This is a genomic window from Hymenobacter pini (genome assembly GCF_020421205.1).
Lineage (GTDB): Bacteria > Bacteroidota > Bacteroidia > Cytophagales > Hymenobacteraceae > Hymenobacter > Hymenobacter pini.
Genome location: NZ_JAIZZH010000002.1, coordinates 868,765 through 895,376, shown reverse-complemented (window position 1 = coordinate 895,376; position 26,612 = coordinate 868,765). Strand labels below are relative to the sequence as shown.

At 59.6% G+C, this 26,612-nt stretch carries 25 protein-coding genes; 13 read left to right on the top strand and 12 right to left on the bottom strand.

Annotation, left to right across the window (positions count from 1 at the left end):
* Positions 1 to 42: 42 nt before the first annotated feature.
* From LF252_RS10410 to LF252_RS10395, 4 genes are all read left to right on the top strand, one after another.
* A complete protein-coding gene (locus LF252_RS10410; RefSeq protein ID WP_226269516.1) occupies positions 43 to 2,259 on the top strand; it encodes an ATP-binding protein in 2,217 nt (738 codons plus the stop codon).
* Between the two features lie 286 nt (positions 2,260 to 2,545).
* The gene (locus LF252_RS10405; RefSeq protein ID WP_226269515.1) at positions 2,546 to 2,815 is read left to right on the top strand and encodes a hypothetical protein; all 270 of its coding nucleotides are present in this window, start codon (positions 2,546 to 2,548) and stop codon (positions 2,813 to 2,815) included.
* A 64-nt stretch (positions 2,816 to 2,879) separates the two neighbouring features.
* The gene (locus LF252_RS10400) at positions 2,880 to 4,304 is read left to right on the top strand and encodes an ATP-dependent DNA helicase (protein ID WP_226269514.1); all 1,425 of its coding nucleotides are present in this window, start codon (positions 2,880 to 2,882) and stop codon (positions 4,302 to 4,304) included.
* Positions 4,305 to 4,484: 180 nt separating this feature from the next.
* A complete protein-coding gene (locus LF252_RS10395; protein ID WP_226269513.1) occupies positions 4,485 to 5,024 on the top strand; it encodes a DUF1573 domain-containing protein in 540 nt (179 codons plus the stop codon).
* Positions 5,025 to 5,100: 76 nt separating this feature from the next.
* On the opposite strand, the gene LF252_RS10390 is transcribed toward LF252_RS10395, so the two are convergent.
* The 5 genes from LF252_RS10390 to LF252_RS10370 all read right to left on the bottom strand — a co-directional run bounded on the left by LF252_RS10390 (position 5,101) and on the right by LF252_RS10370 (position 9,338).
* On the bottom strand, positions 5,101 to 5,478 hold the full coding sequence (locus LF252_RS10390) for a DUF423 domain-containing protein (RefSeq protein ID WP_226269512.1): 378 nt from the start codon (positions 5,476 to 5,478) through the stop codon (positions 5,101 to 5,103).
* A gap of 151 nt (positions 5,479 to 5,629) precedes the next feature.
* Positions 5,630 to 6,295 carry a YggS family pyridoxal phosphate-dependent enzyme gene (locus tag LF252_RS10385; RefSeq protein ID WP_226269511.1) on the bottom strand — a complete coding sequence of 222 codons (666 nt, stop codon included), beginning with the start codon at positions 6,293 to 6,295 and terminating at the stop codon, positions 5,630 to 5,632.
* 11 nt (positions 6,296 to 6,306) lie between these two features.
* Positions 6,307 to 7,350: a vWA domain-containing protein gene (locus tag LF252_RS10380; RefSeq protein WP_226269510.1), complete on the bottom strand. Its 1,044-nt coding sequence runs from the start codon at positions 7,348 to 7,350 to the stop codon at positions 6,307 to 6,309.
* 223 nt (positions 7,351 to 7,573) lie between these two features.
* A complete protein-coding gene (locus tag LF252_RS10375) occupies positions 7,574 to 8,443 on the bottom strand; it encodes a hypothetical protein (RefSeq protein ID WP_226269509.1) in 870 nt (289 codons plus the stop codon).
* Positions 8,444 to 8,489: 46 nt separating this feature from the next.
* A complete protein-coding gene (locus LF252_RS10370) occupies positions 8,490 to 9,338 on the bottom strand; it encodes a DUF58 domain-containing protein (RefSeq protein ID WP_226269508.1) in 849 nt (282 codons plus the stop codon).
* Positions 9,339 to 9,426: 88 nt separating this feature from the next.
* Between LF252_RS10370 and LF252_RS10365 the strand changes: the two genes are divergently transcribed.
* On the top strand, positions 9,427 to 9,813 hold the full coding sequence (locus LF252_RS10365) for a DUF4296 domain-containing protein (RefSeq protein ID WP_226269507.1): 387 nt from the start codon (positions 9,427 to 9,429) through the stop codon (positions 9,811 to 9,813).
* A gap of 16 nt (positions 9,814 to 9,829) precedes the next feature.
* Here the strand turns inward: LF252_RS10365 and LF252_RS10360 are convergent, their stop codons facing one another.
* The 6 genes from LF252_RS10360 to egtB form a co-directional block, all read right to left on the bottom strand.
* On the bottom strand, positions 9,830 to 10,162 hold the full coding sequence (locus LF252_RS10360; protein WP_226269506.1) for a tRNA-binding protein: 333 nt from the start codon (positions 10,160 to 10,162) through the stop codon (positions 9,830 to 9,832).
* A 113-nt stretch (positions 10,163 to 10,275) separates the two neighbouring features.
* Complete coding sequence (locus LF252_RS10355; protein WP_226269505.1) at positions 10,276 to 10,833, bottom strand: DUF922 domain-containing protein; 558 nt, start codon at positions 10,831 to 10,833, stop codon at positions 10,276 to 10,278.
* Positions 10,834 to 10,897: 64 nt separating this feature from the next.
* Positions 10,898 to 12,274, bottom strand: a complete 1,377-nt coding sequence (locus LF252_RS10350; RefSeq protein WP_226269504.1) for an MATE family efflux transporter — start codon at positions 12,272 to 12,274, stop codon at positions 10,898 to 10,900.
* 108 nt (positions 12,275 to 12,382) lie between these two features.
* A complete protein-coding gene (locus LF252_RS10345) occupies positions 12,383 to 13,492 on the bottom strand; it encodes a pyridoxal phosphate-dependent aminotransferase (protein ID WP_226269503.1) in 1,110 nt (369 codons plus the stop codon).
* Between the two features lie 82 nt (positions 13,493 to 13,574).
* Positions 13,575 to 14,597 (bottom strand): L-histidine N(alpha)-methyltransferase, encoded by a 1,023-nt coding sequence (egtD, locus tag LF252_RS10340; RefSeq protein ID WP_226269502.1) that lies wholly within the window; start codon positions 14,595 to 14,597, stop codon positions 13,575 to 13,577.
* Between the two features lie 47 nt (positions 14,598 to 14,644).
* Positions 14,645 to 15,949 carry an ergothioneine biosynthesis protein EgtB gene (gene egtB, locus LF252_RS10335; RefSeq protein ID WP_226269501.1) on the bottom strand — a complete coding sequence of 435 codons (1,305 nt, stop codon included), beginning with the start codon at positions 15,947 to 15,949 and terminating at the stop codon, positions 14,645 to 14,647.
* Positions 15,950 to 16,220: 271 nt separating this feature from the next.
* On the opposite strand from egtB, the gene LF252_RS10330 reads away from it, so the two are divergent.
* From LF252_RS10330 to LF252_RS10300, 7 genes are all read left to right on the top strand, one after another.
* A complete protein-coding gene (locus LF252_RS10330) occupies positions 16,221 to 16,454 on the top strand; it encodes a KGG domain-containing protein (protein WP_226269500.1) in 234 nt (77 codons plus the stop codon).
* Positions 16,455 to 16,601: 147 nt separating this feature from the next.
* Positions 16,602 to 17,672: an o-succinylbenzoate synthase gene (locus tag LF252_RS10325; RefSeq protein WP_226269499.1), complete on the top strand. Its 1,071-nt coding sequence runs from the start codon at positions 16,602 to 16,604 to the stop codon at positions 17,670 to 17,672.
* A 289-nt stretch (positions 17,673 to 17,961) separates the two neighbouring features.
* The gene (locus LF252_RS10320) at positions 17,962 to 19,242 is read left to right on the top strand and encodes an aspartyl protease family protein (protein WP_226269498.1); all 1,281 of its coding nucleotides are present in this window, start codon (positions 17,962 to 17,964) and stop codon (positions 19,240 to 19,242) included.
* A gap of 110 nt (positions 19,243 to 19,352) precedes the next feature.
* Positions 19,353 to 20,513 carry a lysophospholipid acyltransferase family protein gene (locus LF252_RS10315; RefSeq protein ID WP_226269497.1) on the top strand — a complete coding sequence of 387 codons (1,161 nt, stop codon included), beginning with the start codon at positions 19,353 to 19,355 and terminating at the stop codon, positions 20,511 to 20,513.
* A gap of 71 nt (positions 20,514 to 20,584) precedes the next feature.
* A complete protein-coding gene (locus LF252_RS10310; protein WP_226269496.1) occupies positions 20,585 to 21,508 on the top strand; it encodes an alpha/beta hydrolase in 924 nt (307 codons plus the stop codon).
* A gap of 207 nt (positions 21,509 to 21,715) precedes the next feature.
* Complete coding sequence (locus LF252_RS10305) at positions 21,716 to 22,207, top strand: phasin family protein (protein ID WP_226269495.1); 492 nt, start codon at positions 21,716 to 21,718, stop codon at positions 22,205 to 22,207.
* Between the two features lie 195 nt (positions 22,208 to 22,402).
* Positions 22,403 to 24,091: an ABC1 kinase family protein gene (locus LF252_RS10300; RefSeq protein ID WP_226269494.1), complete on the top strand. Its 1,689-nt coding sequence runs from the start codon at positions 22,403 to 22,405 to the stop codon at positions 24,089 to 24,091.
* 5 nt (positions 24,092 to 24,096) lie between these two features.
* On the opposite strand, the gene LF252_RS10295 is transcribed toward LF252_RS10300, so the two are convergent.
* A complete protein-coding gene (locus LF252_RS10295; protein WP_226269493.1) occupies positions 24,097 to 25,245 on the bottom strand; it encodes a hypothetical protein in 1,149 nt (382 codons plus the stop codon).
* A gap of 272 nt (positions 25,246 to 25,517) precedes the next feature.
* On the opposite strand from LF252_RS10295, the gene LF252_RS10290 reads away from it, so the two are divergent.
* Positions 25,518 to 26,594, top strand: a complete 1,077-nt coding sequence (locus LF252_RS10290) for a hypothetical protein (protein WP_226269492.1) — start codon at positions 25,518 to 25,520, stop codon at positions 26,592 to 26,594.
* The last annotated feature ends 18 nt before the right edge of the window (positions 26,595 to 26,612 follow it).

Here is a 26,612-nt window from a genome sequence, read left to right as displayed (position 1 = left end):
GGCCCTATTGATATGTGGCTACAGCCCCGAGTTCAATTTCTTATGAAGTGGATTGGCGTACTATTGCTGGTACTGCTTGGTAGTCCGGTGCTGGCTCAGCGGCAATACTGGAATGCTAATTACGACTCGTTGTACCAAGTACTGGCGCAGCAAACCACCGATACCGCCCGCGTACCGCGGCTGGCGCATCTGCTGCGCATCACGGAACTCTCTGAGCCCGCGCGGCGAAAGCAAGCCGCTGAGTTAGTAGCCGAGCTGCTGCGCCTCAACGCCCGAACCAACCAGCTCCCGACGGCCGCGCCCTACCAGGAGCTGCAGGCCGGGCTGCGGCTGTGGCAGCGCGAGCAGTATGCCGGGGCTCTGCGGGCCATGCAACAGGCCATTGAGCTGTTCGATGAAGCCGGGCAGCCCGTGCCGTTTCTGCTGAGCGACTTGGCGCCGATTTACAATAAAATGCGCCAGTCGGATACCCGCTTTGCCTACTTTCAGCGCAAACTGCGGCAGTATCGGGTGCATGGTCCCATTGAGAACGAAGCGGCTTGCTACCTCGTGCTAGGCGGCACGTACCGACACCGCGGCGACTATAACCAAGCCATCAGCCACTACCTGCACGCCGCCGATTTACTGCGCTTGTTCAACCGCCGGCTGTACAGCAACGAGCTGATGGTGGCGGGCAGCACCTACGCCGAGTGGGGCAACCCGCAGCGGGCCTTATACTACTTGCAACAGGCCGCCCAGTGGAATGATAAATCCCAGATAGCCGGCCTGCAACGGTTCTATTCTGAGCATGCGGTGGCCATCCTGTATTTGCAGCTGAACAACCTAGGAGCGGCCGAGAAGTACATTGTTAAAGCCCTGCAGACTGCTCAAAACGATGCCCTGAACCGGGGCGTGTATACGGCGTATGCGCTGCTGCTGAAAAGCCAGCTGCTGGTAGAGCGGGGGCAGGCCGCTGCGGCCCTGCCGCTGCTTACGCGCGCCCAACACCTTTCCGATTCGTTGCAGATGGACATTACCGGCCGTCCCGGCGAGTTTGCGCTGGATGCTACCTGGGCCCGCTACTACGTGGCCCAGGGTAACTACCCCGCCGCCGAAAAGCACCTGCAGAAAGCGTATGCCATGGCCACCGCCGCCAATTTTCAGATGCTCCGGCCCAAATACCTGCGGGAGCTGGTGCGCTTTGAGGCGGCGCACGGCACGCCAGCCAAAGCCCAGCAGTATAGCCTGGCTTATCTAAGCTTACAGGACACGCTCAACCGCATGCAGGGCCACAACCTGCTGGCCCAGTACGAGGGTGAGCGGGTAGAAAACGCCCAGCAGGACCAGATTGCCCGGTTACGGCAGGAAAAGGCGTTGCAGGCCCTGCGCCTGCGCCAGCGCAACCAGCTGCTGCTGGTAAGCCTGCTGGCCCTGGCGCTGATTTCGGGGCTGGGCGTGATGGTGTACCGGCAGCTGCAAACCAACCGCCGCACGCTGGCTCAGCTGCGCCAAACCCAAAACCAGCTGGTGCAGTCCGAGAAATGGGCGTTTGTGGGCGAGGTATCGGCCGGCATTGCGCACGAGCTGCAAAATCCGCTCAACTTCATGAAGCGGTTTGCGGAAGTGAGTACTTCGCTGGTCGATAACATGGATCACCAGGCCGACAAGCCAGGGCTGGAACACGAAATTCTGCTGGGGTTGCGCCGCAACCTGCAGGAAATCAGCCAGCACGGCATGCGGGCTTCGGCCATCATTAAGGATATGCTGGAGCACGCCCGCGCCGGCACCGGTCAGCGCACCTCCACCGATTTGAACGCACTGGTGCTGGAGTACCTACAGCTGGCCCGCCAAAGCCAGGAGTTTCAGGAATCGGCGGCGGTGGTAGGCGTAGAAACCAACCTCGCCCCCGATTTGCCCGCCGTGCCCGTGGTTCCCCCCGATATGGGCCGGGTACTGCTGAACCTGTTTACCAACGCGTTTTACGCCGTAACGCAACGCCACCAGGCTGGCGAGGCCGGCTACGAGCCCCAGGTGCGCGTGGATAGCCGCCTGCTGCCCGGAGCCGTGCAGGTACGCGTGTCCGATAACGGTACCGGTATGCCCGATGAGGTGCGCCGCAAAGTGTTCGAAGCGTTTTTCACCACGAAGCCCCTGGGTGAAGGCACCGGCCTGGGTTTGTCCCTGTCGCATGATATAGTCAAGGGCCACGGCGGCACCATTAGCGTCGAGTCGGCCGAAGGGCAGGGGACTGAGTTTGTCATTACGCTGCCGGTAGCGTAACATGCTGCCACCCTCCGACGCAACTTATTTTATCAGCTGGTATCAGTGGCAGGACTGTAACTATTACTCGTTGTGGTGGACTGCCGCGGAAGCCGATGGACTGTGGGCTGACGACGCCGGTTGTGTGCCGCTATATTCTTCGCCGGATGTAGTGCGGCAGTTGGCTGATGCCTTAGGTGTGCAGTTAGTGGCGGAAGAGCCATCATTACAGAACCTTGACTCCATCCTTTATTGGCTAAGCCACCCGGCAAAGAATCCGCCGAAAGAGGCACTGGCAGTATGAAATATGTTCGATGACTTGAGCAGCGGCATTGGCAAGCCATTTTTGGGCAACAAGAAAGGTACCATCCGAAACCGGCTGTTTGACAAGCTGTACTTTAACGACGGTATAATTCAGCTCAACCCTAAGGGGAAGATGGAGTTTCGAGGCCCGCATACGCACCAGTGGAGGCCTCTATGGCGTCGGCAGGAGCTAAAGGTGCTGCGGCGGATTCTGCTGCAAGGGTTTCGGTTGTGGCAGAAATACACGTATGCCGTTCCGGCAACTGCGGAATAAAAACACTCCCGACTTCCTGGGAGCCTAAACCGGCTTAGCTTTGTTCTTGCCGAATACCCCGCATATGCTTTCTGTCAGAACTCCCTCCGTCCGCGACCATTTTCCCTACGAGCCCACCCAGGACCAAGCCACGCTGTTTCAGCAGCTGGATAAGTTTCTGGGCGATGCGCTGCCGGGGCGCAAGGCATTTGTGCTGCGCGGCTACGCGGGTACCGGCAAAACCACCGTCATCAGCGCCTTGGTGCAGTGGCTGCACCAGATGGGGCGCAAATACGTGCTGATGGCCCCCACTGGCCGGGCCGCCAAGGTAATGAGCACCTACTCGGGGGTGGCCGCCAGCACCATCCACAAGAAAATCTACCGCCAGACCAGCGGCAGTCCGGCTCAGGGCCTAGCCTTTCAGCGCCAGCCCAACCGCGCCCAGGATACCCTGTTCATTGTGGATGAGGCGTCCATGATTTCCGATGAAAAGGCTTTCGGGGAAAATGGCCTGCTCGATGACCTGATGAACTACGTGTTCGAGAAGCCATCCAACCGCCTGCTGCTCATCGGCGACACGGCCCAGCTACCGCCCGTGGGCCAGCTGCTCAGCCCCGCCCTCGATGCCGAGCTGCTGCGCCACCGCTTCCGGGCCGATGTGGCCTCGGTAGAGCTGCGCCAGGTGATGCGCCAAGCCGAGTCGTCGGGAATACTGATGAACGCCACCGTGCTGCGGGAAGAGTTGCGTGAGGAGCAGCCCCACATCCAGTTCTTCACCAAAGGCTACCCCGATATCTTTTCGATGCAGGGCGACAAACTGGAGGACGGTTTGCGCTGGGCCTACAAGAACTTCGGCCACGAAAACAGCACCATCATCTGCCGTTCTAACAAGAACGCCAACCAGTACAACCAGTACATCCGCCGCATTCTGTTTGAGGCCGAGGATGAAATTGAATCGGGCGACTATCTGATGGTGGTACGCAACAACTACTACTGGCTCCCGCGCGACTCCGACATCGGCTTCCTGGCCAACGGCGACTTTGTGCAGGTGGTTAAAATCATCCGGCGCACCGAGGAGTTCGGCTTCCGCTTCGCGGATGCCCGCGTGCGGCTGGTAGACTACCCCGACGAGCCCGACCTGGAGGTGAAGCTGCTGCTGGATACGCTGCACACCGAAAGCCCGGCCCTGCCCGCCGACCGCAACAAGGCCCTCTACGACGCCATCAGCGAAGATTACGCCCACCTTGAAACCAAGAAGGAGCGCACCGCCGCCCTGCGCAAAGACCCATTCCTGAACGCGCTGCAGGTGAAATTTGCCTACGCCCTTACCTGCCACAAGGCCCAGGGCGGACAGTGGCAGGCCGTATTTGTGGACCATGGCTACCTGAAGGAAGACATGGTAAACTCGGAGTTTGCCCGTTGGCTGTACACGGCCGTCACCCGCTCTTCCGAAAAGTTGTTTCTGCTCAATTTCAACAAAAACCTCATCGGCGACCAACCCGAGGACTAGCTGGTATTCTGCGCCTTACCTGGCCTGACAACCAGCCCGTAGCAGAACCAAAATTGGCGGGTTCTTCGTTACACTTCATGCGGGCTTCACCTCAACTGGTGAAAACTGGCACGCAACTTGGCTGGGCGGCCGAAACATCTACTTTTGCTTACTTTCCAACTGCACTCACGCACGCATCTCATGAAAAAAGCACTCTTCTTGGCTCTGTCGTTGTCGGTGATGGGCCTCGCGGCTCAGGCCCAGACGGCTGCCGTTCAACCGGCTAATGCCCAAACCAAAGTAGCTGGCCCGCAAATCCAGTTCGAGGAAATGAAATACGACTTCGGCACCATCCGGACCGGCGACGTGGTGGAGCACACCTTCAAATTCAAGAACGTAGGCACCCAGCCGCTCATCATTTCTAACATTCAGGTGAGTTGCGGCTGCACTACGCCTAATTGGACCAATGAGCCGGTAATGCCCGGCAAGTCTGGTACCGTTACCGCCAAGTTCAACTCGGCCGGCAAATTCGGTATGCAAAACAAAGTGCTGACCGTGGAGTCGAATTCAGCGGCCGGCAATGCCATGGTTTCGCTGGTGGGTAACGTAGCCGAGGCCGGTGCCACCGTATCGGCCGCTCCCGCTACTACCGATGTTTCGGCTCCCGCGGATGTGAAGGACGCCAAGCAGAAGGTGAAAGCCGGCGACAACAAAATCAAGGCCAAGAAGAAAGCTTCGTAAACAGGGCTTCTCAATAATTGCAAAAAAGGCTTGCCAGTACTGGCAAGCCTTTTTTATTCTGAATACGGGTCGCAGACTACAACTGCCGGGCCGCCAGTAGCAACACAATCCAGCCGGCAATAAACAGCACCCCGCCGATGGGCGTAACGGCACCCAGCTTGGTGATGCCCGTGAGGCAGAGTACGTACAGGGAGCCGCTGAAAATGAGGATACCGCCTAGCCACAGCCAGGCCACCGTGCCCAGGCTGCGCAACTCCGGTTTCAGGTACCACAGCACCCCCACGGCCAGCAGGGCCAGGGTATGGAAAAACTGGTAGCGCACGGCCGTTTCAAAGGTTTCGAAGCGCCCGGCTGCCTCCAGAGTTTTGCGCAGTCCGTGGGCAGCAAAGGCGCCAATGCCTACGCTAAGCGCGCCCAGCAGCGCCGCCAGTTGAATAATAAGTCGTGCGGTCATGGTTCGTAATTCGTTAATCGTTGTTCGTTTGTAGATACTCGTTTGTCATCATTTGTTAGGGAGTGCCGTTGCTTGTTCCTGAAGAGGTGGAGGTATACTATTTCTGCCACATCTGAAAACGAACAACCAAAAACGAATTCCGGAAAACGAGTTACCGGGCCCCGAAAATAGCGCTGCCCACCCGCACCAGGGTGCTGCCCTCACGCAGGGCCAGCGGAAAGTCGGAACTCATGCCCATGGAAACCTCCCGGAATGCTTCGTCATCGGCGAAATACAGGGCCTTGAGCTTGTCGAAGTAGCCGCGCAGGGTGCGGAACTCCCAGCGGAGCTGGTCTTCGTTGTCGGTGAAGGTGGCCACGCCCATCACACCGGTGAGGCGCACGTGCTGCATAGTGCGGTACTCGTTGGAGCGTAGAATTTCTTCGGCTTCGGGTAAGGTGAGGCCGGTTTTGGTTTCCTCGTCGGCAATGTGGAATTGGAGCAGACCTTCAATAACCCGGTTGTGCTTGGCGGCCTGCCGCTCAATTTCCAGCAGCAGCTTCAGACTGTCGATGCTCTGGATGGTGTGCACGAAGGGGGCAATGTATTTGACCTTGTTAGTTTGCAAATGTCCAATAAGGTGCCACTCCACGTCGGCTGGTAGCTCGGGGTGCTTGGCTGTCATTTCCTGCACCCGGTTTTCGCCAAAAATGCGGGCCCCGGCATTGTAAGCCTCGCGCAGGCGCTCCACGGGGTGCGTTTTGGTGACTACTACCAGCCGGGCATTGGTGCCCTTGAGTTGGTCCTGAATTCGGTGCAGGTTATCGACAATTGACATTGGAAACGGAGTTAATCTTCCAGCGCATTGGTGAGGAAGGTGTTCTTGAGGGCCAGCCACACAAGCCACAGTGCCAGGCACCAGAACAAATACACACGGTAATAGTCTTGGGTGTTGCGGTAGCGCGTCTGCTTGATTTCGGACTTCTCGTAGCGGTTAATCTGGCTGAAAATCTCGCGCAGGCCGGCGTTGTCGGTAGCCCGGAAAAAGCGGCCTTCGCCGGCCTGGGCAATCTGGCGCATGGTGGTTTCGTCGAGGCGGGTTTCCACGTAGCGCGGGCGGCCCCGTTCGTCGGTGCCGTAGGGCACGGTTCCATCTTGGCCTAACCCAATAGTGTAGATTTTCAGCCCGTAGGCGTGGGCTAGCTGGGCCGAGGTGAGTGGGTCGAGGGAGCCCGCCGTGTTTTCTCCGTCCGAAATCAGGATGCACACTTTGGTGCGGGAACGGGAGTCGCGGAGGCGGTTGGTAGCCACGCCCAGCGCCGTGCCAATGGCCGTGCCGTCGTTCGGAATCATGCCCAGGCGCAGGCTTTGCAGGTCGTCGCGCAGCAGGTCGTAGTCGGTGGTCAGCGGGGCCAGCGAGTAAGCGTCGCCAGCGAATACCACCAAGCCAATCCGGTCGCCCTGGCGGCCATCCACAAACTGCCGGGCCACGCGCTTGGCTGCTTCGAGGCGGTTGGGGCGCAGGTCCTGCAGCTCCATGGAGCTTGAAACGTCCAATACCAGCAGAATATCAATACCCTCACCGGTCTGCACCACCCGCTCATCGGTGCGCTGGGGGCGGGCCAGGGCCACAATGCCAAAGCTCAAACTCAGGGCCAGCAGCACATCGGGCACGAAGCGCAGCACGGTGCTCCAGTCGCGGGGGAGCTGCCCGGCCACGAAGGCCACACCCAGCTGGGAGCGGCGGCGTCGGGCCAGCACCCAGCGCAGCACAAACAGCAGTGGTACCAGTGGCACCAGCAGCAACAGGCGCGGCTGCTCCCAACTGTAGCTGGCCAGGGTGCTGTAGCGCACACTATCCAAGAAGGAAGTCAGGGCAGGAGGCCACACCATGCAACAGGGGGAAGGAAGACGGTCAAAAGTACGTAGGAAACCCGGGTTGTAGCGCGCTGCTCCGCTTTATGCGAACAACGTGAGTAGCCGGTACGACAAGTAGCGCGCAACTCTGCTTCGCGCACGAGCGGAGCGAGTTTCTACGCGAATGGTGTAATATCGGGCTACTCGCCTGCGGCTCGTGCGCAAAGCGGAGCTGCGCGCTACTCAACCGGTTGCGCCGTTAGCTTGCAGCGTATACCCTCTGAAATTGCCGCTCGGCAAACGTGCGGAGCAGCACAAACGCCAGGTCGGTTTCCGAGTCATCCTCGGCCTCCTGGTTGCCATAAATCACCCGGTCGGCCAGCCGCAGGGCCAGGCCCACATCGGCGTCGTTCTGGTAATGGGCCACTATTTCGCGAGTAGTCAGGCTGCTGATGTTGTTGTCTTCCAGCGTGGAGAGGTAATTTTTCCAGAGTGTGATGGCCCGCTCCATGTTGGTGAGGGAGCGGGATAAGGTGAAGCGCTCCACATGGCGGGCGTATTGCGCGAGGAAATACGCGTGGTTTTTGCGCAGCCGGTAGCGACGGTAGCGCCGCCGTAAGCTTCGCCGGAAGCCCAGCACCAACCCGCCCGCTAGCAGTAGCATACCTACCAGGCCCGCCAGCCAGTAGGGATAGTTGAACTGCGGCTCTATGGGCTGCAACTGCAGGTTTTGGCGTAGTACCGGCGGGCGGGCCACCGCGGCAGCCGGCGGCACGGTACGCAGCAGGCGTACTTGCGCCGGTTGGGCCGGGAGCAGCACGGTGTCGCGGCCGCGCAACAGGGTGACGCGCAGCGTCAGCGTCTGCACCGAATCGAGGCTGAAGGTGCGCAAGCGGTAAATGGCCCGGTCGAGGCTGCGGCCCTGCCGGGTACGGGTAGGATAGTAGCGGCGGCCCACGTACTCGAACGGCGCAAAGTCGGCGGCCGAATCCGGAAAAATAACGGCCAGACTGGGCGCGTGACGGTACGTCAGCTCATACTCCAGCACCTCACCCACGCGCACGCCCGGCCGCTGAAACCGGCCTTGCGGCAGGCTGTCGGGAGCTTGGGCCAGGGTCAAGCCGGGCAACACCCCCGCCAGTAACCACAGCAGTAGGCTTGTTCTCGTGCGAAGGTTAGCCACGGCCGCCGCGCTGGTTACGTCGCCGAAACAGGCCCACCAGTTGGGGAACAAAGTCGGTATCGGTGGCAATAGAGAGGTATTCGGTGCGGTGGCGGCGGCAGATCTGGCCAATCTGCTCCCGGTTTTGCTCGTAGGTGGCCCGGTACCGGTCCCGGAAGGCGGCCGAAGAGGTATTCACCCACACTGTGCGGCCCGATTCTTGGTCGTGGAGCGGGATAATGCCCAGGGGCGGAAATTCCCGCTCCCGCTTATCCAGCAGCTGCAACACCACTAAATCGTGCTTGCGGGCCAGCATGGTTAGCTCCCGCTCGTAATCCGTATCAATGAAATCAGAAATCAACAGGACAATGGTGCGGCGCTTCAGCAGGCCCAGGGCCTGCTTGATGCCGGCTGCCACGGCCGTTTGGCGGCTGCGCGGCTCCAGGGCAAACAGCCGCTTGATGAGGCTGTACGCGTGGTGGGTGCCTTTGCCCGGAGCCAGGTACAGTTCCTTTTGGTCAGAAAAGGCCAGAATGCCGAGCTGGGCATCCTGCCGGGCCGCGGCCAGGGCCAGCACCCCACAAATTTCGCGGCCCACATCCAGCTTGCGCCGGCCTTCGGCCCCCACTTGCTGTGAGGCACTTACATCCAGCAACAGCACCACCTGCTGCTCCCGCTCTTCCTTGTAGGTCTTCACAAAGGTGCCGTGTCCCTTGCTCGAAACGGCCCAGTCAATGGCCCGCACCTCGTCGCCGTACTGGTACAGGCGCACGTCATCGAACTCCAGGCCGGTGCCTTTGAACACCGAGTGAAAGTCGCCCTGCAGTTGCGCATCCACGGTTTTCAGGATGCGGATTTCCATCTGGCGAAGCTTGCGTACAAGGAGCTGGAATGGTGAATCGGCGGGTTTCATCTCCTCTAAACTACGGCTTCCTCCTAACTTTGCTACCGTGAAACGATATTCTCTGCGCTTGGTAAGCGGCTTATGTGCGCTGGCTCTGTTGGTTACGGCATGTCAGAAACCCGAAGATGTACCCGTGCCCGACAAGCTAATCCCGCGGGATAAGATGGTAAGCGTGCTGATTGATATGCACCTGCTGGAAGCCCGCACGGAAGCTGCTGCGCTACCCCAGGATTCGGCCCGGGCCCTGTTCCGGCAGGCGCAGAAGGCCGTGTACTGGCGCTACGAAATCGACGACTCAACCTTCGTGCAGAGCTACCGCTACTACGCCGTGCACGACAAAGACCTCGACGCCATCTACTCCGCCGTGGTAGATAGCTTGGCCCTGCGCGAAGCCAAGCTCACCACGCCCGGTAGCCCGCCCCCGCATCCGTAAGGCAAAAAGAACGGCGCTATATCAGCCGGCTGCCGTTGGGTACGGGGCCAGCTATGGCGGTGAGTACAATGTGACCCTCCGCGTCGGCGAGGCCCGTTACCAGCACTTCGGAGCGGAACGGCCCGATTTGTTTGGGCGGAAAGTTGACCACGCACAGCACTTGCCGGCCCACCAACTCGGCGGGCGTGTAGTGGTGGGTAATCTGGGCGCTGGATTTCTTCTGGCCGATTTCCGGCCCTAGGTCAATCAGGAGCTGATACGCCGGCCGCCGGGCTTCCGGAAACTCCCGTGCTTCCAGGATGGTGCCAGCACGGATATCAACTTGTTCGAATTCGGCCCAGGTAAGCATAGTGTAGCGGTGAGAGTAGGAAGTAAGAGGAGGTAAAACAACGTCATTCCGAGCAAAGCCACGCAATGTTGCCCGGCTTTGCTCGGAATGACGTTGTTTTTCGTGCCCGGTTTCTACTTCACCGCAAAGGCCTCCAACTGCACCAGCCGCTGCTGAATCTGCTGGTCCCAGGCTTGCTGGCGGGTGGCATTGAGGCCGTGGTTGGTTTCCTGGTCGTAGCGAGCTTCTTCGCGCTGCCACGTCAGGAAAGCCATTTTGGTGATGTTGTTGAAGGCCGGCTGCAGATGCTCACAATCCAGCTTTACTTGGCTCAACTTCTGGCGCAGCAAGCGGGCATGTATCTCCGTCAAATCGAAGTGCAGCTGCTCGTGGCGGAGCAGGGCCGGGGTGGCCCGGGACGCGTTGCGCACCCACGACTCGGACGGCGTGAATACGGCCTTCACCTGCGCCGAGAACTGGTAGTCCACGCACCCTACTTTGGCGTCGATGGTGGAAGATGTCAGCGCCTCCAGCCGGTCGGTAGTGGAGCGGCCTTTAAAGTCGTCCCAGGCAAGCGGACGGTTGGCGCTCCAGGCCAGCACGGGCGGCTTGGCGGGTACCTGCGCGGCAGGTTGCGGAGAAACGGTGGGAACCAGGCTAAGCAGCCAGAGCGGAGCAAACGAGAACAGCATGTAGCTCGGTAGAGTAAGCGAAGAATAGGGCCAGCAACCAACACTCAGGGGCACTGGTGGCAGCTTAACGCACAGTAAGGGCCGGTTCGTTCATTGGAGTTTGCAGCAGCACCGGGCGGCTACGGAAGCGTACCAGCAGCACCCCGGCCACCAAGGTGAGGCCCAGCAGCAACCCGGCCCAGATGCCAGGCGCGCCCCAGCCCAACCGGAACCCCAGCACATAGCCCAGCGGCAGCGCAACGGCCCAATAAGCCAGCAACGCCACCACCGAGGGAACCTTCACATCTTCCAGCCCGCGCAGCACGCCCAGCCCCACTACCTGCAGTCCATCCGAAATCTGAAAAGCGGCGGCAATAAGCAAAAGCGTGGCCGCCTGGCTGAGCACGGCAGGGTCGTGGTTGTAGTACTGCGGAATATGATGGCGGGCCAGGATAAGAACCAAGCCCATCAGCGTCATGAACAGGAAGGTGAGCAGATAGGCCATCAGGCCGGCCTGCCGGGCTCCAAGGCCATCGTGCATGCCAAAGTATTTGCCCACCCGCACGGTGGCCGCCGCCGCAATACCGCTGGCCGCCATGTAGGTAACGGACGCGACATTGATGGCAATCTGGTGGGCGGCCTGCTGCGTAATGCCCAGCCAGCCCATCATCAGGCCCGCAAAGCTGAACGCGCCCATCTCAAACGTCATCTGCACGCCAATGGGAGCACCCAGGCCTACCAAGCGGCGCAAACCGGCGGCATCGGGCAGGAGCTGTTGAGCAGCGGCTTGGCGGTAGGGACGTAGGCGCACGGCCAGCAGCACGTAGGCCGCCATGAGTATGGCCATCAGCACGCGGGCAATCAGGGTAGCCCAGGCCGCGCCCATCATGCCCATTTCGGGCAGGCCCAGCTTTCCGAATACCAGCCCATAGCAGAGCACCGCATTGAGCACGTTGGCTTGCACCGACAGCAGCATGGCCTGCCGGGTAAGGCCAAGGCCTTCGGCGAATTGCTTGAATCCCTGAAACACCATTAGGGGCAAAAACGACAGGAACAGTACCCGCACCCAGGGCGTAGCCAGAGCCACTACCGCGGCCGGCTGGCCCAGGTAGGGCAGCAGCAGCGGCACCAATAGCCCCAGGCAGGCCAGGAGCACGCCCGCACTCATGCTCAGCCACACGCCGTTTACCAGCAGGCGGCCCAGGCCCGGCACGTCGCGGCGGCCATCGGCGGCAGCTACCAGTGGCGTGATGCCCATGGTAGTACCCAGACCCAGCATCATCACCACCGTACTCACATTCACGCTCAATGACACGGCGGCCAGCGGAATCTTGCCCGTCTGGCCCACCACCATGCTGTCGCACACGTTCACCAGCACGTGGCCCAGCTGGCTGAGCATTACGGGGTAGGCCAGGTCGAGGGTGGGCAGCAGATGGGAACGGAAGGAATGGGAGCGGGACATACGGCAACAGTGAATCTGCCGCAAAGGTACGACGCCCGGCGCCGGGTAACGCCCTGCAATCCGCCGGAAAAGCGCTGGTACTCTGAAAAAGCCAGCTGGTCCAGCGGGCTAAGAAACAGGCTCTAGCAGGCGCAACGCCCCGGAAAGCCGGTTGAGCGCTTCCTGCAGCACCGGCTCGGGCACGGCGTACGAAATCCGCACAAAGCCCGGCGCTCCGCAGGTGCTGCCGTCCACTACCTCTACACCCGACTCCCGCAGCTGGGCCACCAGCAGCCGGGATGCTTCCGCTGAACTGGCGGCCGGCGGCAGATACGCCCGCAAATCGGGAAAGGCGTAGTATGTGGCTTCGGGTGTGGTAAGAGGCACGTTGGGCAAACTGGCCAAGTGGGCGAGCATCAAACGGCGGTTGCGGTGAAGCTGGCTTACCAGGCCGCTGGCAATGCTGAAAGCTGCCTGCATAACGGCTTGCGCAGCGTGCTGAGCTGGTACCGCCACCGAGCCGCCGGTAGCGTGCTGATACGCCGCGGACTGCTGGGCAATTTCCGCCGGTGCTATCAGGTAGCCGATTCCCCACCCAATAAGAGCCAGCGACTTGCTGAATCCGTTCACAACTAAATGGCGGCCGTGCGAATCCGGAAATTCCAGCAGGGAGGGAGTGGGCTTGGCGGCGAAACTCAGCAGGTCGTATATCTCGTCGCTGAGCACGTACAGTTCCGGGAAATCCTGCGTGACGGCCAGCATGGCCGCCAGTTCCTCGCGGTGGTACACCCGGCCCGTAGGGTTGTTGGGGTTCGAAAACAGCAAAACCCGGGTGCGCGTGGTAATAGCGGCCCGCAACTGCTCGGGGTGCAGCGCATAATTATCATCGGGGCTGAGGGGCAGCGTCCGTACTATGCCGCCTGCCCGGGTTATCAATTCCCCAAACCCAAACCAGTTGGGCGTAGGCAGCAATACCTCATCACCCGGGCGCAGCAGAACGGTAAGTAACGCCGACAAAGCTGCTTTAGCCCCCGGCGTAACTACCACCTGCTGCGGCTCCACTTGGGTACCTTCCAGCTGTTGGTACCGGCGGGCAATGGCCTCTTGCAATGCCGGTAAGCCCGCGGCTGGTACCACCGGCAGCTGGCCGGCTTCAATACTACGAATGGCGGCTTCGGCCGCTACGGCCGGCGTCAGGAAGGTGCCGTAGCCGGATGCCAGGTTGAGAACGTCAGCCATGGGAAATACTATGCCAACTGCGTACACGAAAACGCAGCCGGCCGGGGAAAGTGGGAGAAGCGTACTGAATACCGAACCCTACCTAGGCCGTATGCAGCAGCACATCGGCAAAGTAATTCTGTTCATCGGTGAACAGCCCCTGCACTGCTAAACCGGCTTGCGCAGCTATTGCGGCAATGCCGGTAGCAGTAAACTTGTAGGAGTTTTCGGTGTGGATCATCTCCCAGGCCGCAAACTCAACCTGCCAGCCAAGCGCCGCAAAATGCACGGTTTGCGGGCGGGTGCTCACCAAAAACGAGCGCACGGCCCCGCTCAAGGGGTCGTAGTCGGTGTAGTGTTGCCAGAAACCCAGGTCGAAATCAGCACCCAGCTCCCGGTTGAGGCGGTGCAGCAGGTTGAAGTTGAACGCCGCCGTTACGCCCTGGCTGTCGTCGTACGCCGCCCGAATTTGGCGCGGGTCTTTCTGCAAGTCAAACCCCACCAGTAGCCGGTCGTCGGGGGTGAGCGGCCGGGCCAGGTTTTGCAGAAACCGGAGTCGGTCGTCGGGCAAAAAGTTACCGATGTTGGAGCCCAGAAACAGCACGGCTTTGCGCCCGGGGCGGGCCGCCATGAGGCGCAAGGCATCGGCGTAATCGGCTACTACGGGCTCCACGCGCAGGTTGGGCAACTCGGTCCGGAGGCTGGCCGTCAGCCCGTCCAGGGCGGCTTCCGAAATATCTACCGGCACATAGGTAAACCGGGCCTCCGTATCCAGCAGCTGCCGCAGCAGAATCTTAGTTTTCAGTCCATCACCGGCGCCTAACTCCAGCAGGAAAAAATGCTCAGCGGGGTTCTGAGGGCGCAGGGCCTGACCAATAGCAGCCTGGTGGCGGGTCAGCAGCGCAAACTCGGTACGGGTAGGATAATATTCCGGCAGCGCCATAATCTGCTGAAACAGCCGACTGCCCTCATCATCGTAAAAATACATAGACGACAAGGTTTTGAACGGCTTGCTTAGCCCTGCCCGCACGTGCTGGGCTAAGGGAGAATCAGAAGCTGGATGCTGGGTGTCTGCTGATAGAGAGTTGCCAAGGGCCGATGAAGCGGCTGTGCGGGAAGGAGGCATGAGAAATAATTCAGGGGAGAAGGTCAACATAGGGTCAGCACTAGCCCTTAGCGGGCCAGGCGGATGCCCGTAAACTGCCAGCGTTTATCGGCCTGGAAGAAGTTGCGGTACGTGATGCGGATATGGCTCTCGGGGGTAGCGCAGGACCCACCCCGCAGCACCAACTGGTTGATCATGAATTTGCCGTTGTACTCGCCCAGGGCGCCGGCCGCCCGTTGGTAGCCGGGGTAGGGGTGGTAGGCTGAATACGTCCACTCCCACGCGTCACCCAGCAACTGGTGGCATTGCGTGGGGTCGGCGTCGGGCGGCAGAGGTTGCGGGTCGTACCGCTGGCTTTCCAGGAAAGTACCCGCGGCCGTGCAGGGCTGAAACTGGCGGGCCGCAATTTCCCACTCCTGCTCGGTGGGCAAGCGGTGGCCCCGCCAGTGAGCATAGGCATCGGCCTCGTAAAAGCTGATGTGCGTAACCGGGGCGTTGGGTTGCACCGGCTGCAGGCCACTGTGCGTGAAGCGGTGCCACTGGCCATTGTGCAGCACCCAGTACAAGGGTGCTTCCCAACCGTGTTGCTGCACCAAATCCCACCCCTCGCCCAGCCAATACCGGAAGTCCCGGTAGCCGCCCGCCTCAATAAATTTCTGGTATTCAGCATTAGTCACCAATCGGTTCTGCAGCTCAAAGTCGGCCACATAGGTATCGTGCGGAGCCAACTCATTGTCAAAGCAAAACCCTTCTTCTTCAAACCCAATGTGGTACACCCCGCCCGGCACCGGCAGCCAGTTGGCCGGAGGAACCTCGCCACTCTGGGCCGCCTCGCGGGCGGGCTGATAGGCCGGGGCCAGGGGGCTGGTGCTCAAAATGTACTTGATGTCGGTTACCAGCAGTTCCTGGTGCTGCTGCTCGTGCTGCAAACCCAGCTCAAATACCTCCTGGGCAGCGGCCGGTAAGAGGTCCGGTGAGGCCAGCAGCCGCTGCATGTGCTCGTCTACGTAAGCGCGGTACTGGTACACCTCGTGCAGGGCTGGACGGGAGAGGGTGCCCCGGTCGGCTCGGTTCACGCGGGAGCCCAGGGAGTTGTAGTAGGAGTTGAACAGAAACGCGTAGTCGGGGTGATAAATGGCGTAATCGGGCAGGTAGGGCCGCAGCAGGAAGGTTTCCCAGAACCAGGTGGTATGCGCCAGATGCCACTTGGGGGGGCTCACGTCCAGGGTGGGCTGTACCACCGTGTCTTCGGGTAGCAGGGGCCGGCACAGGCTTTCCGTTTGCTGGCGAATAGTGGCGTAGCGGGCTACCGCATCGGCGGGTAGCGTAGCGGCAAGTGGAGCCTGAGTGGGTGCCGATAGGGTAGAGGACATGAGCGGATAACGGACGAGACGGACAAGTATAACAGCATAACGGCAAAGTAGGGCAGTAGTTTTCGCCGCTAAGCCCAGTATCGGCAGTGGTTAATGTGGAGGTACGTACTCGTCCGTAGTAATACGGAGGAGCTCATCAGTACAAAGCGGTATTTTGCTCGGTAAAAGCTAGTATTAAGCCGATAAAACCAAGACAAAAGGCAACTTTAGAGCGTATCACAACGACCTTTCGACGGTATTTTCCTTCCTTTCCATTCACCAGGTACCGATTATGAACACCAAGCAAGCCAACCGCACCACTCCCGAAACTCCCGTAGCAAAGCGTCCTCGTGGTTTTGCCGCCATGGACGCCGCCACGCAGCGCCGCATTGCCAGTGAAGGCGGCCGCGCCTCGCACCTGAGCGGCCGTGGCCACCGCTTTACCTCAGAAGAAGCCCGCGCAGCCGGCCGAAAGGGGGGCCAGGCTAGTCGTGGCCGCGGCACACAGGGCAACGCCGCAGAGTAACGCCTATTCTGAGGATGACGACGAAGGCGGTGCTGCCGCCTTTGTCGCCTGTACGATGCCGTCCCCGGTTGGTTGTTACCAGCCGGGGACGGTTGCGTTTCCGGGCGGCCCGTATATTGCTCCTCACTCACTGTTTCTGCCCTGTTCATGCTCCAACTGCGCACCACCCGGCGCGATTTGCGCTTCAATTTTCCGGCTCGCACCTCTCGGGGTGCTCTCAACGAGCATACCGCCCACTATCTGCACCTCACGGATAGCCAGCAGCCCCAGCGGGTAGGCGTAGGGGAGGCGGCACCCCTTGCCGGGCTCAGCCCCGACCACCGGCCCGATTTTGAAGCTACTCTGAATGGTTTTGTGCGCGAGTTCAACCGCCGCCAGCTGGAAGAGCTGCACCCCACCGAAGCGCTGGACCTAATTGGGCCTGAGTGGCCCGCCCTGCGCTTTGCCCTCGAAACGGCACTGCTCGATTGGCAGCAGGGCGGGCGGCGGCAGTTGTTTGACACCCCCTTTAGCCGCGGCGAAGCCGGTATTCCCATCAACGGCCTAGTTTGGATGGGCGACGCGGCCTTTATGCGGCAGCAAATCGAAAAAAAGCTGACGGACGGCTATTCCTGCCTGAAGCTGAAAATTGGGGGCCTGGATTTCGCCACCGAACTCGCTATTTTGGCCGAAATACGAGCCATAGCGGGTCCCGAAGTTCTCACGCTGCGGGTGGATGCCAACGGTGCCTTTGCCCCGGCCGAGGCCCTGCCGAAACTGGAACAGCTGGCGCGGTTTCACCTTCACTCCATCGAGCAGCCTATCAAAGCCGGTCAGTGGGCTGCGCTGGCGGAAGTATGCCGCCAGTCACCGGTACCGGTAGCGCTGGATGAGGAGTTGATTGGCCTAACCGCGCCCGAACAGCAGCGGGAGTTGTTAGAGTGCACCAAGCCCGCTTACATCATCTTGAAGCCCACGCTGCTGGGTGGGCTGCAGGCCAGCCAGCACTGGATGCAGCTGGCCGAAACGGCCGGTATCGGGTGGTGGCTAACTTCCGCCCTGGAGTCGAACGTGGGGCTTAACGCCATCAGCCAGTTGGCGGCGGCTACAGCCACGCCCGATTTTCCGCAAGGGTTGGGCACCGGGCAGCTATACCACAACAACGTGGCCTCGCCCTTGCGCATTGACCACGGGCTGCTGTTTTACGATGCTTCCGGAAGCTGGGAGCCTACTGAATAATGGAAAAGCAACTTAGAATAGGCATGAAGAGCTATTGTACTATTCAGGAAGCTAGCGCGTGACGAGGGAGCTTAAAAAAGAGAAGGCTGTGCTGCTCAATATAGCCGCTGAGTTTTGCAGCAGAGCCACTAAGTGCGCTGTAACAACAGTGTTGAGAAGTTAGCAGCCTGCGCCGCTTGCTTGGCATAAGCGGCACAAGCCTCTGTAAGCTCAACAGTGAAGCGGCATTGGTGCCTTGTGCAATAGTTGGGTTTTTTCAGTAACTTACCTGAACTCTCACATTCAGGTTATGGTGTTCCGAATCTGTACCCTATTGCTGACTACGGGCTGGGGCCGGGTGGCGGGGCTCGTGCTGTGCCTGTGGCTGGCAAATCCGGGTTGCACGGGGGCGCAGCCGGCGGCTTTTCACTTTAAGCACACGCACACTCGGCAGGCGCGGATTCCGTTTGTGCTGCAGCGTAACCTGATTGTGATTGAAACGTGGCTTAACAACCAGGGGCCTTACAACTTCCTGTTGGATACCGGCATAGGTACTTCGCTTATCACGGACCCCGCCGTAGCGCAAAAGTTGAATATTTCGCTGCAGCAGCGGTTTTTGGTAGCCGGTGCCGGTGAAGAACGACCGTTGGAGGCTTTTCAGACGTCGGGTGTAGCCGTGCGGCTGGTTGATGAAGTAGAAGCGCCCTCATTGTCCTTTCTGACCCTCTCCGAAGATGTGTTGAACCTGTCCGGCTACGTGGGTATGCCCATTCACGGCTTGTTGGGTTCCGATGTGTTCCGCAGCTTTGTAGTAGAGGTTGACCCCGAGCGGCAGATGGTTGTTCTGCGCGACCCGGCACGGTTTGAGGCTCCGCGTGGGCGGCGCTGGGCGCGGGTGCCGCTGGATATGGAAGGCCGCAAAGCCTATCTGACCGTGCCGGTGCAGCTCAACGATTCGCTCTCCATGCCCCTGAAGCTGGTGTTGGATACCGGAGCCGGCCATGCCCTGTCTATCGAAACCACCTCTGATGCGCGGTTGCGTCTGCCAGCCAATCGGTTGCGCACGCCACTGGGCCGGGGGCTGAGCGGCAATATCAACGGGTATCTGGGCCGGGTAGCGGCGCTGCAACTGGGGCGCTACCGGATGCCGTCACTGATTACCTCCTTCCCGGATGCCGCCGACGTTGCGCACCGGGCCGAAACGCCACGCAACGGTAACCTAGGCTTTGAGCTACTCAAGCGGTTCAAGGTAATTATTGATTACACGCATAACCGGCTTATGCTGCGGCCCAACAATGCGTATCGGGAGCCGTTTGAGCACGACATGAGCGGCGTGGAGCTCCTGGCCACCGGGCCCGCGTACCGGCAGTTCAAAATCACGCGTATTGAGCCCGACAGCCCGGCTGCCCGCGCGGGCCTGAAGCCGGGCGATGAGTTTTTGTCCATCAACCTGATTCCGGCCGAGTTCTTTACCCTCAACCAGTTCAGCCGCATGCTGCACTCCGAGGATGGGCGGCAGTTGCTATTCGTGGTGCGCCGCGCTGATGGCGAGCTATTTACTACCACCGTGCGGCTGAAGCGGCAGATTTGATTTGTGTGAGTAGGGCGGAGCTTGTAACCTGCAACTACCCAAAATCAGTACCTTAGAAACTCCTCCCATCCCTTGGCTGCCCTGGCAGCTGCCCCGCATATTGTCTGCGTATGGCCTATCCTCCTGCTGCTCTACCCCAGCCGCCGCCCGCCGTTCTGGCCAATCAGCATATCTATTCCGATTACTTCGATGAGCATTTTGTAGAAACCCTTGACCGCAACGTGCTCCAACTGCTGGACCGGGTGTGGTTTCGCTCGGAGCTAGTTGGGTTTGAGGAGTACCCGGAGCGCAACAACCCCGAACGACCCCTCATTTTCGCCTCCAACCACTCGGGCATGGCCTTTCCCTGGGATGCTATTGTGGCCCTCTCGCATCTGTGGCGCGTGCTGCCCGACCTGCGCGACCTGCCCCGGCCGCTGTCGGCGCCCATGCTCTCCCAGTCGGTGCTGATGAACCCGTTTTTGGTGAAGGACTTCTGGAAGCGGGCCGGGTGCGTGGATGCCACCACCCTGAACTTTGAAACCATGATGTTCTACAACGACCACAACCTGATGCTGTACCCTGAGGGGGTGCCCGGCATTGGCAAAGGGTTCAACAACAAGTACCGGCTGCAGCGGCTAGCTACCAGCATCGTGCGTCTGGGCATCCAGCACCGCACCGATATCATCCCGTTCTACACTATCAACGGGGAGTACCTGAATCCCTACACCTATAGCTGGGCCTGGGTGAACCGACTGAGCAAGAAAATCGGTATTCCGTTTATTCCGATGGGTCCGGTTATCCTGCTGGTGCTGCTGCAGCCCTGGTTTTTCTACATGGCGTTTCCGGCCAAGCTCACCTTCGTGCTGGGCACCCGCATCAAGCCCTACGAGCTGACAACCAAAACCACCGATGAGCTGACTCGCCCCGAATACGAGGCCCTGGCCAACGAGGTGCGCGGCCGCATGCAGCAGGAACTGGACGCCGCCGTGCAGCAGCACGGGCAGCACCCGTACCGCTGGCGGGAGCTATGGCAGCGCATCAAAGCCAACTGGCGCTACTTCCCGTTCTTTCTGCCCTGGGCTTGGCCGGCGCTGTTTCAAGAGTTTGAGCGCCAGTACCTGCGCCATGGCCAGCGCGACTTCGACCTGGATTTGCGCAGCCCCGGCGCGTACTGGCGCATGCTGTGGCGCAACCCGTTCACCCTCACGTTCTTTATTCCCGTATTAGGCTGGATTCCCATTGCTATCCGGGGCTACAAAGGCCATCGGCTTGGCAACAACAAAAAGTAACTGCGTGCAGCACCGCCACAGGCTTTGCTGATGTTTTCCGCCCGCACTCCCGTCCGCTGTTAATTCCCACAATGCCCTCCACCCAACATCTGCTTTTAAAGCAGTTACTAACTGCTGCTACCGGCCCACTGGCCCGGCGGCGGCCCCGCCTGCCTGCCATGCGACTAGCGTTTGAGCTGCTTTCATTCGGGCAGCTAATGCCCTGGAATGTATTTATGGAGGATGCATCGGTGGAGGAAATGCCAGCCGAATGGGTGCGCCCCGCCGGCGCCGATACCAGCCGGGTAATCCTGTATCTGCATGGGGGCGGCTATGTGCTGGGCTCTTTGAATACGCACCGGGCGCTGGTAGGCACCTTGGCCCAGCGTTGCGGCGTTTCGGCCCTGGCCATCAACTACCGCAAAGCCCCCGAGTACCCGTTTCCGGCAGCCCTCGAAGATGCCTTGCTGGCTTACCGCTGGCTGCTGGCCCAGGGCTACGCGCCCACCAACATCATGGTGGCCGGCGACTCGGCCGGGGGAGGGCTGGCCCTGGCGTTGCTGGTGGCCCTACGGGATGGGGGCGAAGCATTGCCGGCGGCTGCCATCGGCCTTTCTCCCTGGACCGACCTGATGCTGCCTTCGGGACTGATGCGCCGGGTGTGCCAGGAAGAAAGCCAGGTGCTGGAAGCGCTTGAAATCCGGGGGTGGGGGCCATTGTACGCTTCTTCAACCTCTCTCACGCATCCGCTGGTGTCGCCGGTACATGCCCGCTTACACGGTTTGCCGCCCCTGCTCATCCAGATTTCCAACGCCGAGGTGCTGGGCGATGATGTGCAGCGGTTTGCTGAGAAAGCCCGGGCCGCCGGTACGCCCGTTACGCTACAGGTGTTCGATGGCTTGGTACACTGGTGGCACCTGTTCTGGCGCTTCCTGCCTGAGGCCCGCACCGCCCTTGACCAAGTAGCCATATTCACCGCTGAAATCTGGGGCCAATCCTCCGCCAAAGCTGCTTAAAGCCCGCCTTTTATAAGAAAACCCATCATCCAGACAAACACCAAAGGGATGCGGCAACAAAAAATTGCTCTCACCTTCAACTATATAGCGGTGTTTTCGTAGGTTTGTCGAAAGTAGTAGGCTTGCATACTACTTTGCTGGTCAGGTGCCCACCTGCGTAGCGCATTATTCCATTCTCACCCCCTTTACTTTTAACACTTCAGCCGTATGGAAGATCTGTTTAAGAAGTTCATCAACGCCGGCGTTGGCTTCGCATCCCTGACCAGTGACCGGGTGCAGAAAAGCATCGACGCGCTGGTGAAAGAAAGCAAATTGTCGGAGCAGGAAGGCGCCAAAATAATGGACGACTTGAAGAAAAACACCGACGCCAAGCGCAAGGAGCTGGAAAAACAAGCCCAGGGCCTGGCTGCTCGCCTGCTGAAAACGGTAGGCGTAGCGCCCAACTCGGAGGTAGAGGAGCTGAAGCGCACCGTGAAAGGTGGCAAAGCCACTCCCGCATCAGCCCCCAAGAAAGCTGCCGCTCCCAAGTCGGCTGCTAAACCCGCTTCCAGCGCTACCAGCAAAGCCGCTGGCGCCGTAAAAAAAGCAGCTGACGCTACCAGCGCCGCTGCCGGCAAAACGCAAAAATCGGCCGCCGCTAAAGCCGGTGCTGCCAAAAAGGAAAACTCCGGCGCGGCTTCTTCGGAAAGCAACGCTTAGTTGATAGTATTGCGTTGAAAAGCTCCGTCCGTGGCCTAGCGGACGGAGCTTTTTTATGCGCTTATTTCGCAGATTGGGAAAGATTTCGCCCGTAGGCCCCGGCCACACTGAACCAGCGGTGTAGCACTGCTACCTGGCAAAGTACACGCCTCTGGAATCCGTGAAATCTGCTTAATCCGTCTAAATCCGTGCTACATGTTTAAAAACACCATTTCCAACCTTACGCGCATCCGGCAGGTAGCCGAGGTGCTGATTCGCTACGGGTTTGAGGATGTGGTGACGAGTACGGCCCTGCGGCGGCTGGTGCCCCAGAGCCGGCGCCGCTCCTGGCAGGAAGGGGAGCAGGCGGTGTTCGAAACCACCCGCTGGCAGCGCATCCGGATGATTATCGAGGAGCTGGGTCCCACGTTCATCAAGCTGGCCCAGGCCCTGAGCAACCGCGCCGATTTGCTGCCCGAGGCCCTGATTGACGAGTTTGAGAAGCTGCAGAGCAACGTGCCGCCGTTTTCGGTGGAGCTGGCCCGCCGCATTATCGAGCAGGAGCTGGGCCGGCCGCTGGAGGAGGTATTCTCGGAGTTTGATGAAGTGCCGCTGGGCTCAGCCAGCATTGGGCAGGTACACGGGGCCCGGCTGCTGACGGGCGAGAAAGTAGTGGTGAAAGTGCAGCGCCCCGATGTGCAGGAAAAAGTGCGCACCGACCTGAGTTTGCTGCACGAACTGGTGCGCCTCACCGCCAACTTCCTGCGCCGCCAGGGCCTGAGCAACCCCCAGGATATTGTGGACGCCTTCGAGCGGAGCATGATGAAGGAGCTGGACTACACCTCCGAGGCCCGTAGTATGGAGCAATTCCGTAAGCTCTACGAGGACTATACCAGCTTCTATATTCCCAAGCCGTACCGGGAGCTGAGCACCAACCGCATTCTGGTGATTGAGTACGTGAGCGGCTGTAAAATCACCGATAAGCCGCAACTGCTGGAGTGGGGCCTGAGCCCGGAACAGGTGGCCGAAACCGGCATGGATATCTACTTGACCCAGATTTTTGAGTTTGGAGCCTTCCACGCCGACCCGCACCCCGGCAACGTGCTGGTACGCCCCGATGGCACGCTGGTGCTCATCGATTTTGGGATGGTGGGCCGCCTTACTCGCCAGCAGAAATATGCCTTTGCGGGCGTGTTCATCGGCATGGCCCGGCAGGATGCCCGCAGCATGGCCCTTAACTTTCGCCGCCTGGCCATTACTTCCGAAATACCCGACATGCGCGCCTTCGAGGCCGACCTCAGCCAACTGATTGAGGATTTTGCCTTGCTCGACGTGAAGGAGATGAGTATGTCGGACCTGGCCGATGCACTACAAAGTATTATCTACCGCTACAAGCTGCAGGTGCCCGGGGCCGTGTTCCTGATTCTGCGGGCCTTGGTGATTCTGGAAGGTATTGGCAAGGTGTTGCACCCGCGCTTCAACACCTTCGAGTTTGTGCGGCCCTACGGCGCGCGTATCATCGGGGAGCAGTACTCCATGGAGAATATCCAGAGCGAGGCGCTGTACACCGGCACCCAATTGCTGGCTCTGTTGCAAACCCTGCCCGGCGACGTCCGGCAGATTATGCGCAAAATTTCGCGCGGGGATTTACGCGTGCGGGTAGAGCTCAGCGGCTATCAGCTGCTCCTGCGCAAAGCCGACCAACTGGTGAGCCGTAGCATTCTGGCGGCCATTACGGTGGCCGTTATCCTGTTTGCGGGCCTGAGTTTGCTGGGGCGCTATTCGCCCGCCATGCCGTACTACAGCGGGTTGCCCGCCGTTACGTGGTGGAGCCTATCGGTGGCGGCGTTTTTGGTGTTGGTGCTGTTGCTTTTGGATGGGCGAAGAGACAAGCGGCGGGAGTAGTGCTATCAGCGGCCGGTTTGAAACAAATAGGCTAGGCACACGGCAGGGCCTTTTAAGCCGTAGTAAATATCCCACTGGTATTGTGTGAGCATTTGGAGTTCCTGTCGGCGCCCAACCGGAATGCTCACGCCCAGGCTGCCCAGCAAATGAGTGGTTAGCCAGCCGTCTGGGTTCCGCACTTTGGCAGTTAGCAGCAAGGCCCCTGCTGAGTTCTGTTCATAGTAGTAGGTAGTGCTGGAGAGTACGTAGTCGGCCCCCATGCCAAGGCCGGTAAGCAGGTTAAGATGCGGAGCTACGCTGAAACGTCGTCCGAACAGTATCTGCCCATGAAAAATGTTGTTCCGGAAAGGTGTGGAGTACCACTGGTTGCCGTTGGGTGAATAGGAATAAGGTACAAGGTCCTTGTGATGGTTAAGCCGCAGATAACCCGCTGAAACGGTTAGTTGAACCCCACTGGCCCGAACCAGTTGCCATTGTAACCCTAGCTGTTGGTAAGGCTCAGGTGATTTTCCATCCTTTACCCGCCCGTACGAAGCCTGCACCCCCAGGCTGCTTACCCAAAAGTGCGACTGTTGGTGCCGCTGGTTTTGCCATGCCGGGTTGCGGCACGTGTTGTAAGACGCTAGTTCGCGCAATACATACTTATCACTGAACGGCAGGTCCAGAAAATAGGAACCTGCCCATTGCGAGGATGGGCAGCCCGCCAGCCGCTTGATAAACAGCAAATGCCAGTTTTGCGGAGTTAACTCGAACAGAGTATCAGTGGCCGGCGGCTGCAAAAGCAAGCCAGTTTCGTTGGCAAATGTGTACAGGTTGGCAGTGCCTAGCTGCCTGGATACTACAAAAGCAGGGGTCAGTGCGGCGGAAGCAGCCCGCTTTACTAGCTTGCTCTGCACCGGAGGCAAGTTGCCCAACCCGTAGCCTCGCACCTCATCTGGTCGAAAAAGCTGTTTCCCGCCGCCTTGCTGATTGGTGAGTTCGATTAGCTGGTAATCGTTTTTCTCTCGGATGGTCCCTTGGAGTGAGTCGCCATGCAGGGTGAGTACATAACCGGGCAAGCCTTGTGCTTTGCTTGCAACTGCACTGCCCAACAGGAGCAGCAACCAACATACCAAACGCATAATATGGAATAGTGTAACCGGAATAAGCGCCACTCAGATGAATTTATGAGCCACTAAACTACAGTGCGGCACCAGGAAAACCATCAAGCGGTTCACCTATCGGCCTAGCGTTAGTAAACTGGCAGGGAGCTAAAAGTCTGATAACGTTTTGTAAGGGTGTAATGTAATGGCTTGTTAGTATGGTTTTGAATGCCTGTTGCTACTTTGTGAGAGGTACTTGAAAAGTCTGATTTGATAAAATTGCGGACTGTATTCCTCGGGCTGGGTGTCCAATTTGCCGGCGGTTCAACACACACGTCACTGCCATGCCTTTTCTATCTGTACGCTCTCGAAAGACTGGTTTTTTGCTTGCCGCTACCTGCTGGCTGGTTGGCCTAGCAGGTGCCGCTCACGCCCAAACCGGTACCGACCAGGATACCTACGAAACCCAGAAGCGCCTGAGCGTAGGGGTAACCAAATACGCGGAAGCGCGAGTGGCCCTCACCGGCTTTATCCGACGGCGGGCAGTGCGGGTGCAGAAGCAGGAGGAAACGCCCGAGCAACTCACCGCTGAGTTCAGCCTGACCAACGCCGACTTACCCCGGCTGGATTCGTTGGTGGCAGGATTGGGGTACGTCCTGGAAAATAACCTGAACACCCACAACCTCACCTCGCGCCTGCAAGAGCTCAAGGCTGATGAGCAGGCCGAAACTGCCCGGCTAGCTGCCACGCAAGCCCGGATACGGGAGGAAAAACTGCCCGCGGAAGAGCGGGCTTCGCTGCAGAACGAAGTAGTGCAGCGGGAGGCGCGCCTGCGGCAACTTCAGCAGCAGCAGCAGTTGCTCAATAGCCGTCAAGGACAGGCCTACGTGTCGCTCCGGCTATTTGATGAAATCAGCTTCCCCACGGGCAACCGGCGCGTAAGCTTCGTGAATATGCCTGGCGTGGAGTACGCCTATCTGCGCCTCGATAACCCGAAGGTAGGCCTCACCAGCCAGGCGTACCAAGGCTACGCCATCAAATACCTGTTCACGCGGGGCAAAAGCTACTTCAACCTAGGCGTATATAAGCCTACCACAACCAACAAAACCGATTCAGCTTTCGTGAATGAGCTGTTCGTTATCAATTTTGGGCAAGACTTTTACCCGCGCAATTTTGGCCGGGGACGGCGGCGCTACCTCAACCTGTACACCAGCTATCAGGTGGGCGGCTTCATCCTGAACCGCAACGACGATAAGGCCAATGACTTCATTCCGAACCTGAACTTAGGCCTAGGCGTGGAACTCGTCAAAACCCGCCACATTCTGCTAGATACGAAAGCCAGCTACTTCGTGCCCCTCAACAGCCGCAGCCGCGACCTGCGCGGGTTACTGGGGCAGGCGTCGTTCAACTTCGTGTTCTGACCACCACTGTCAGTACTC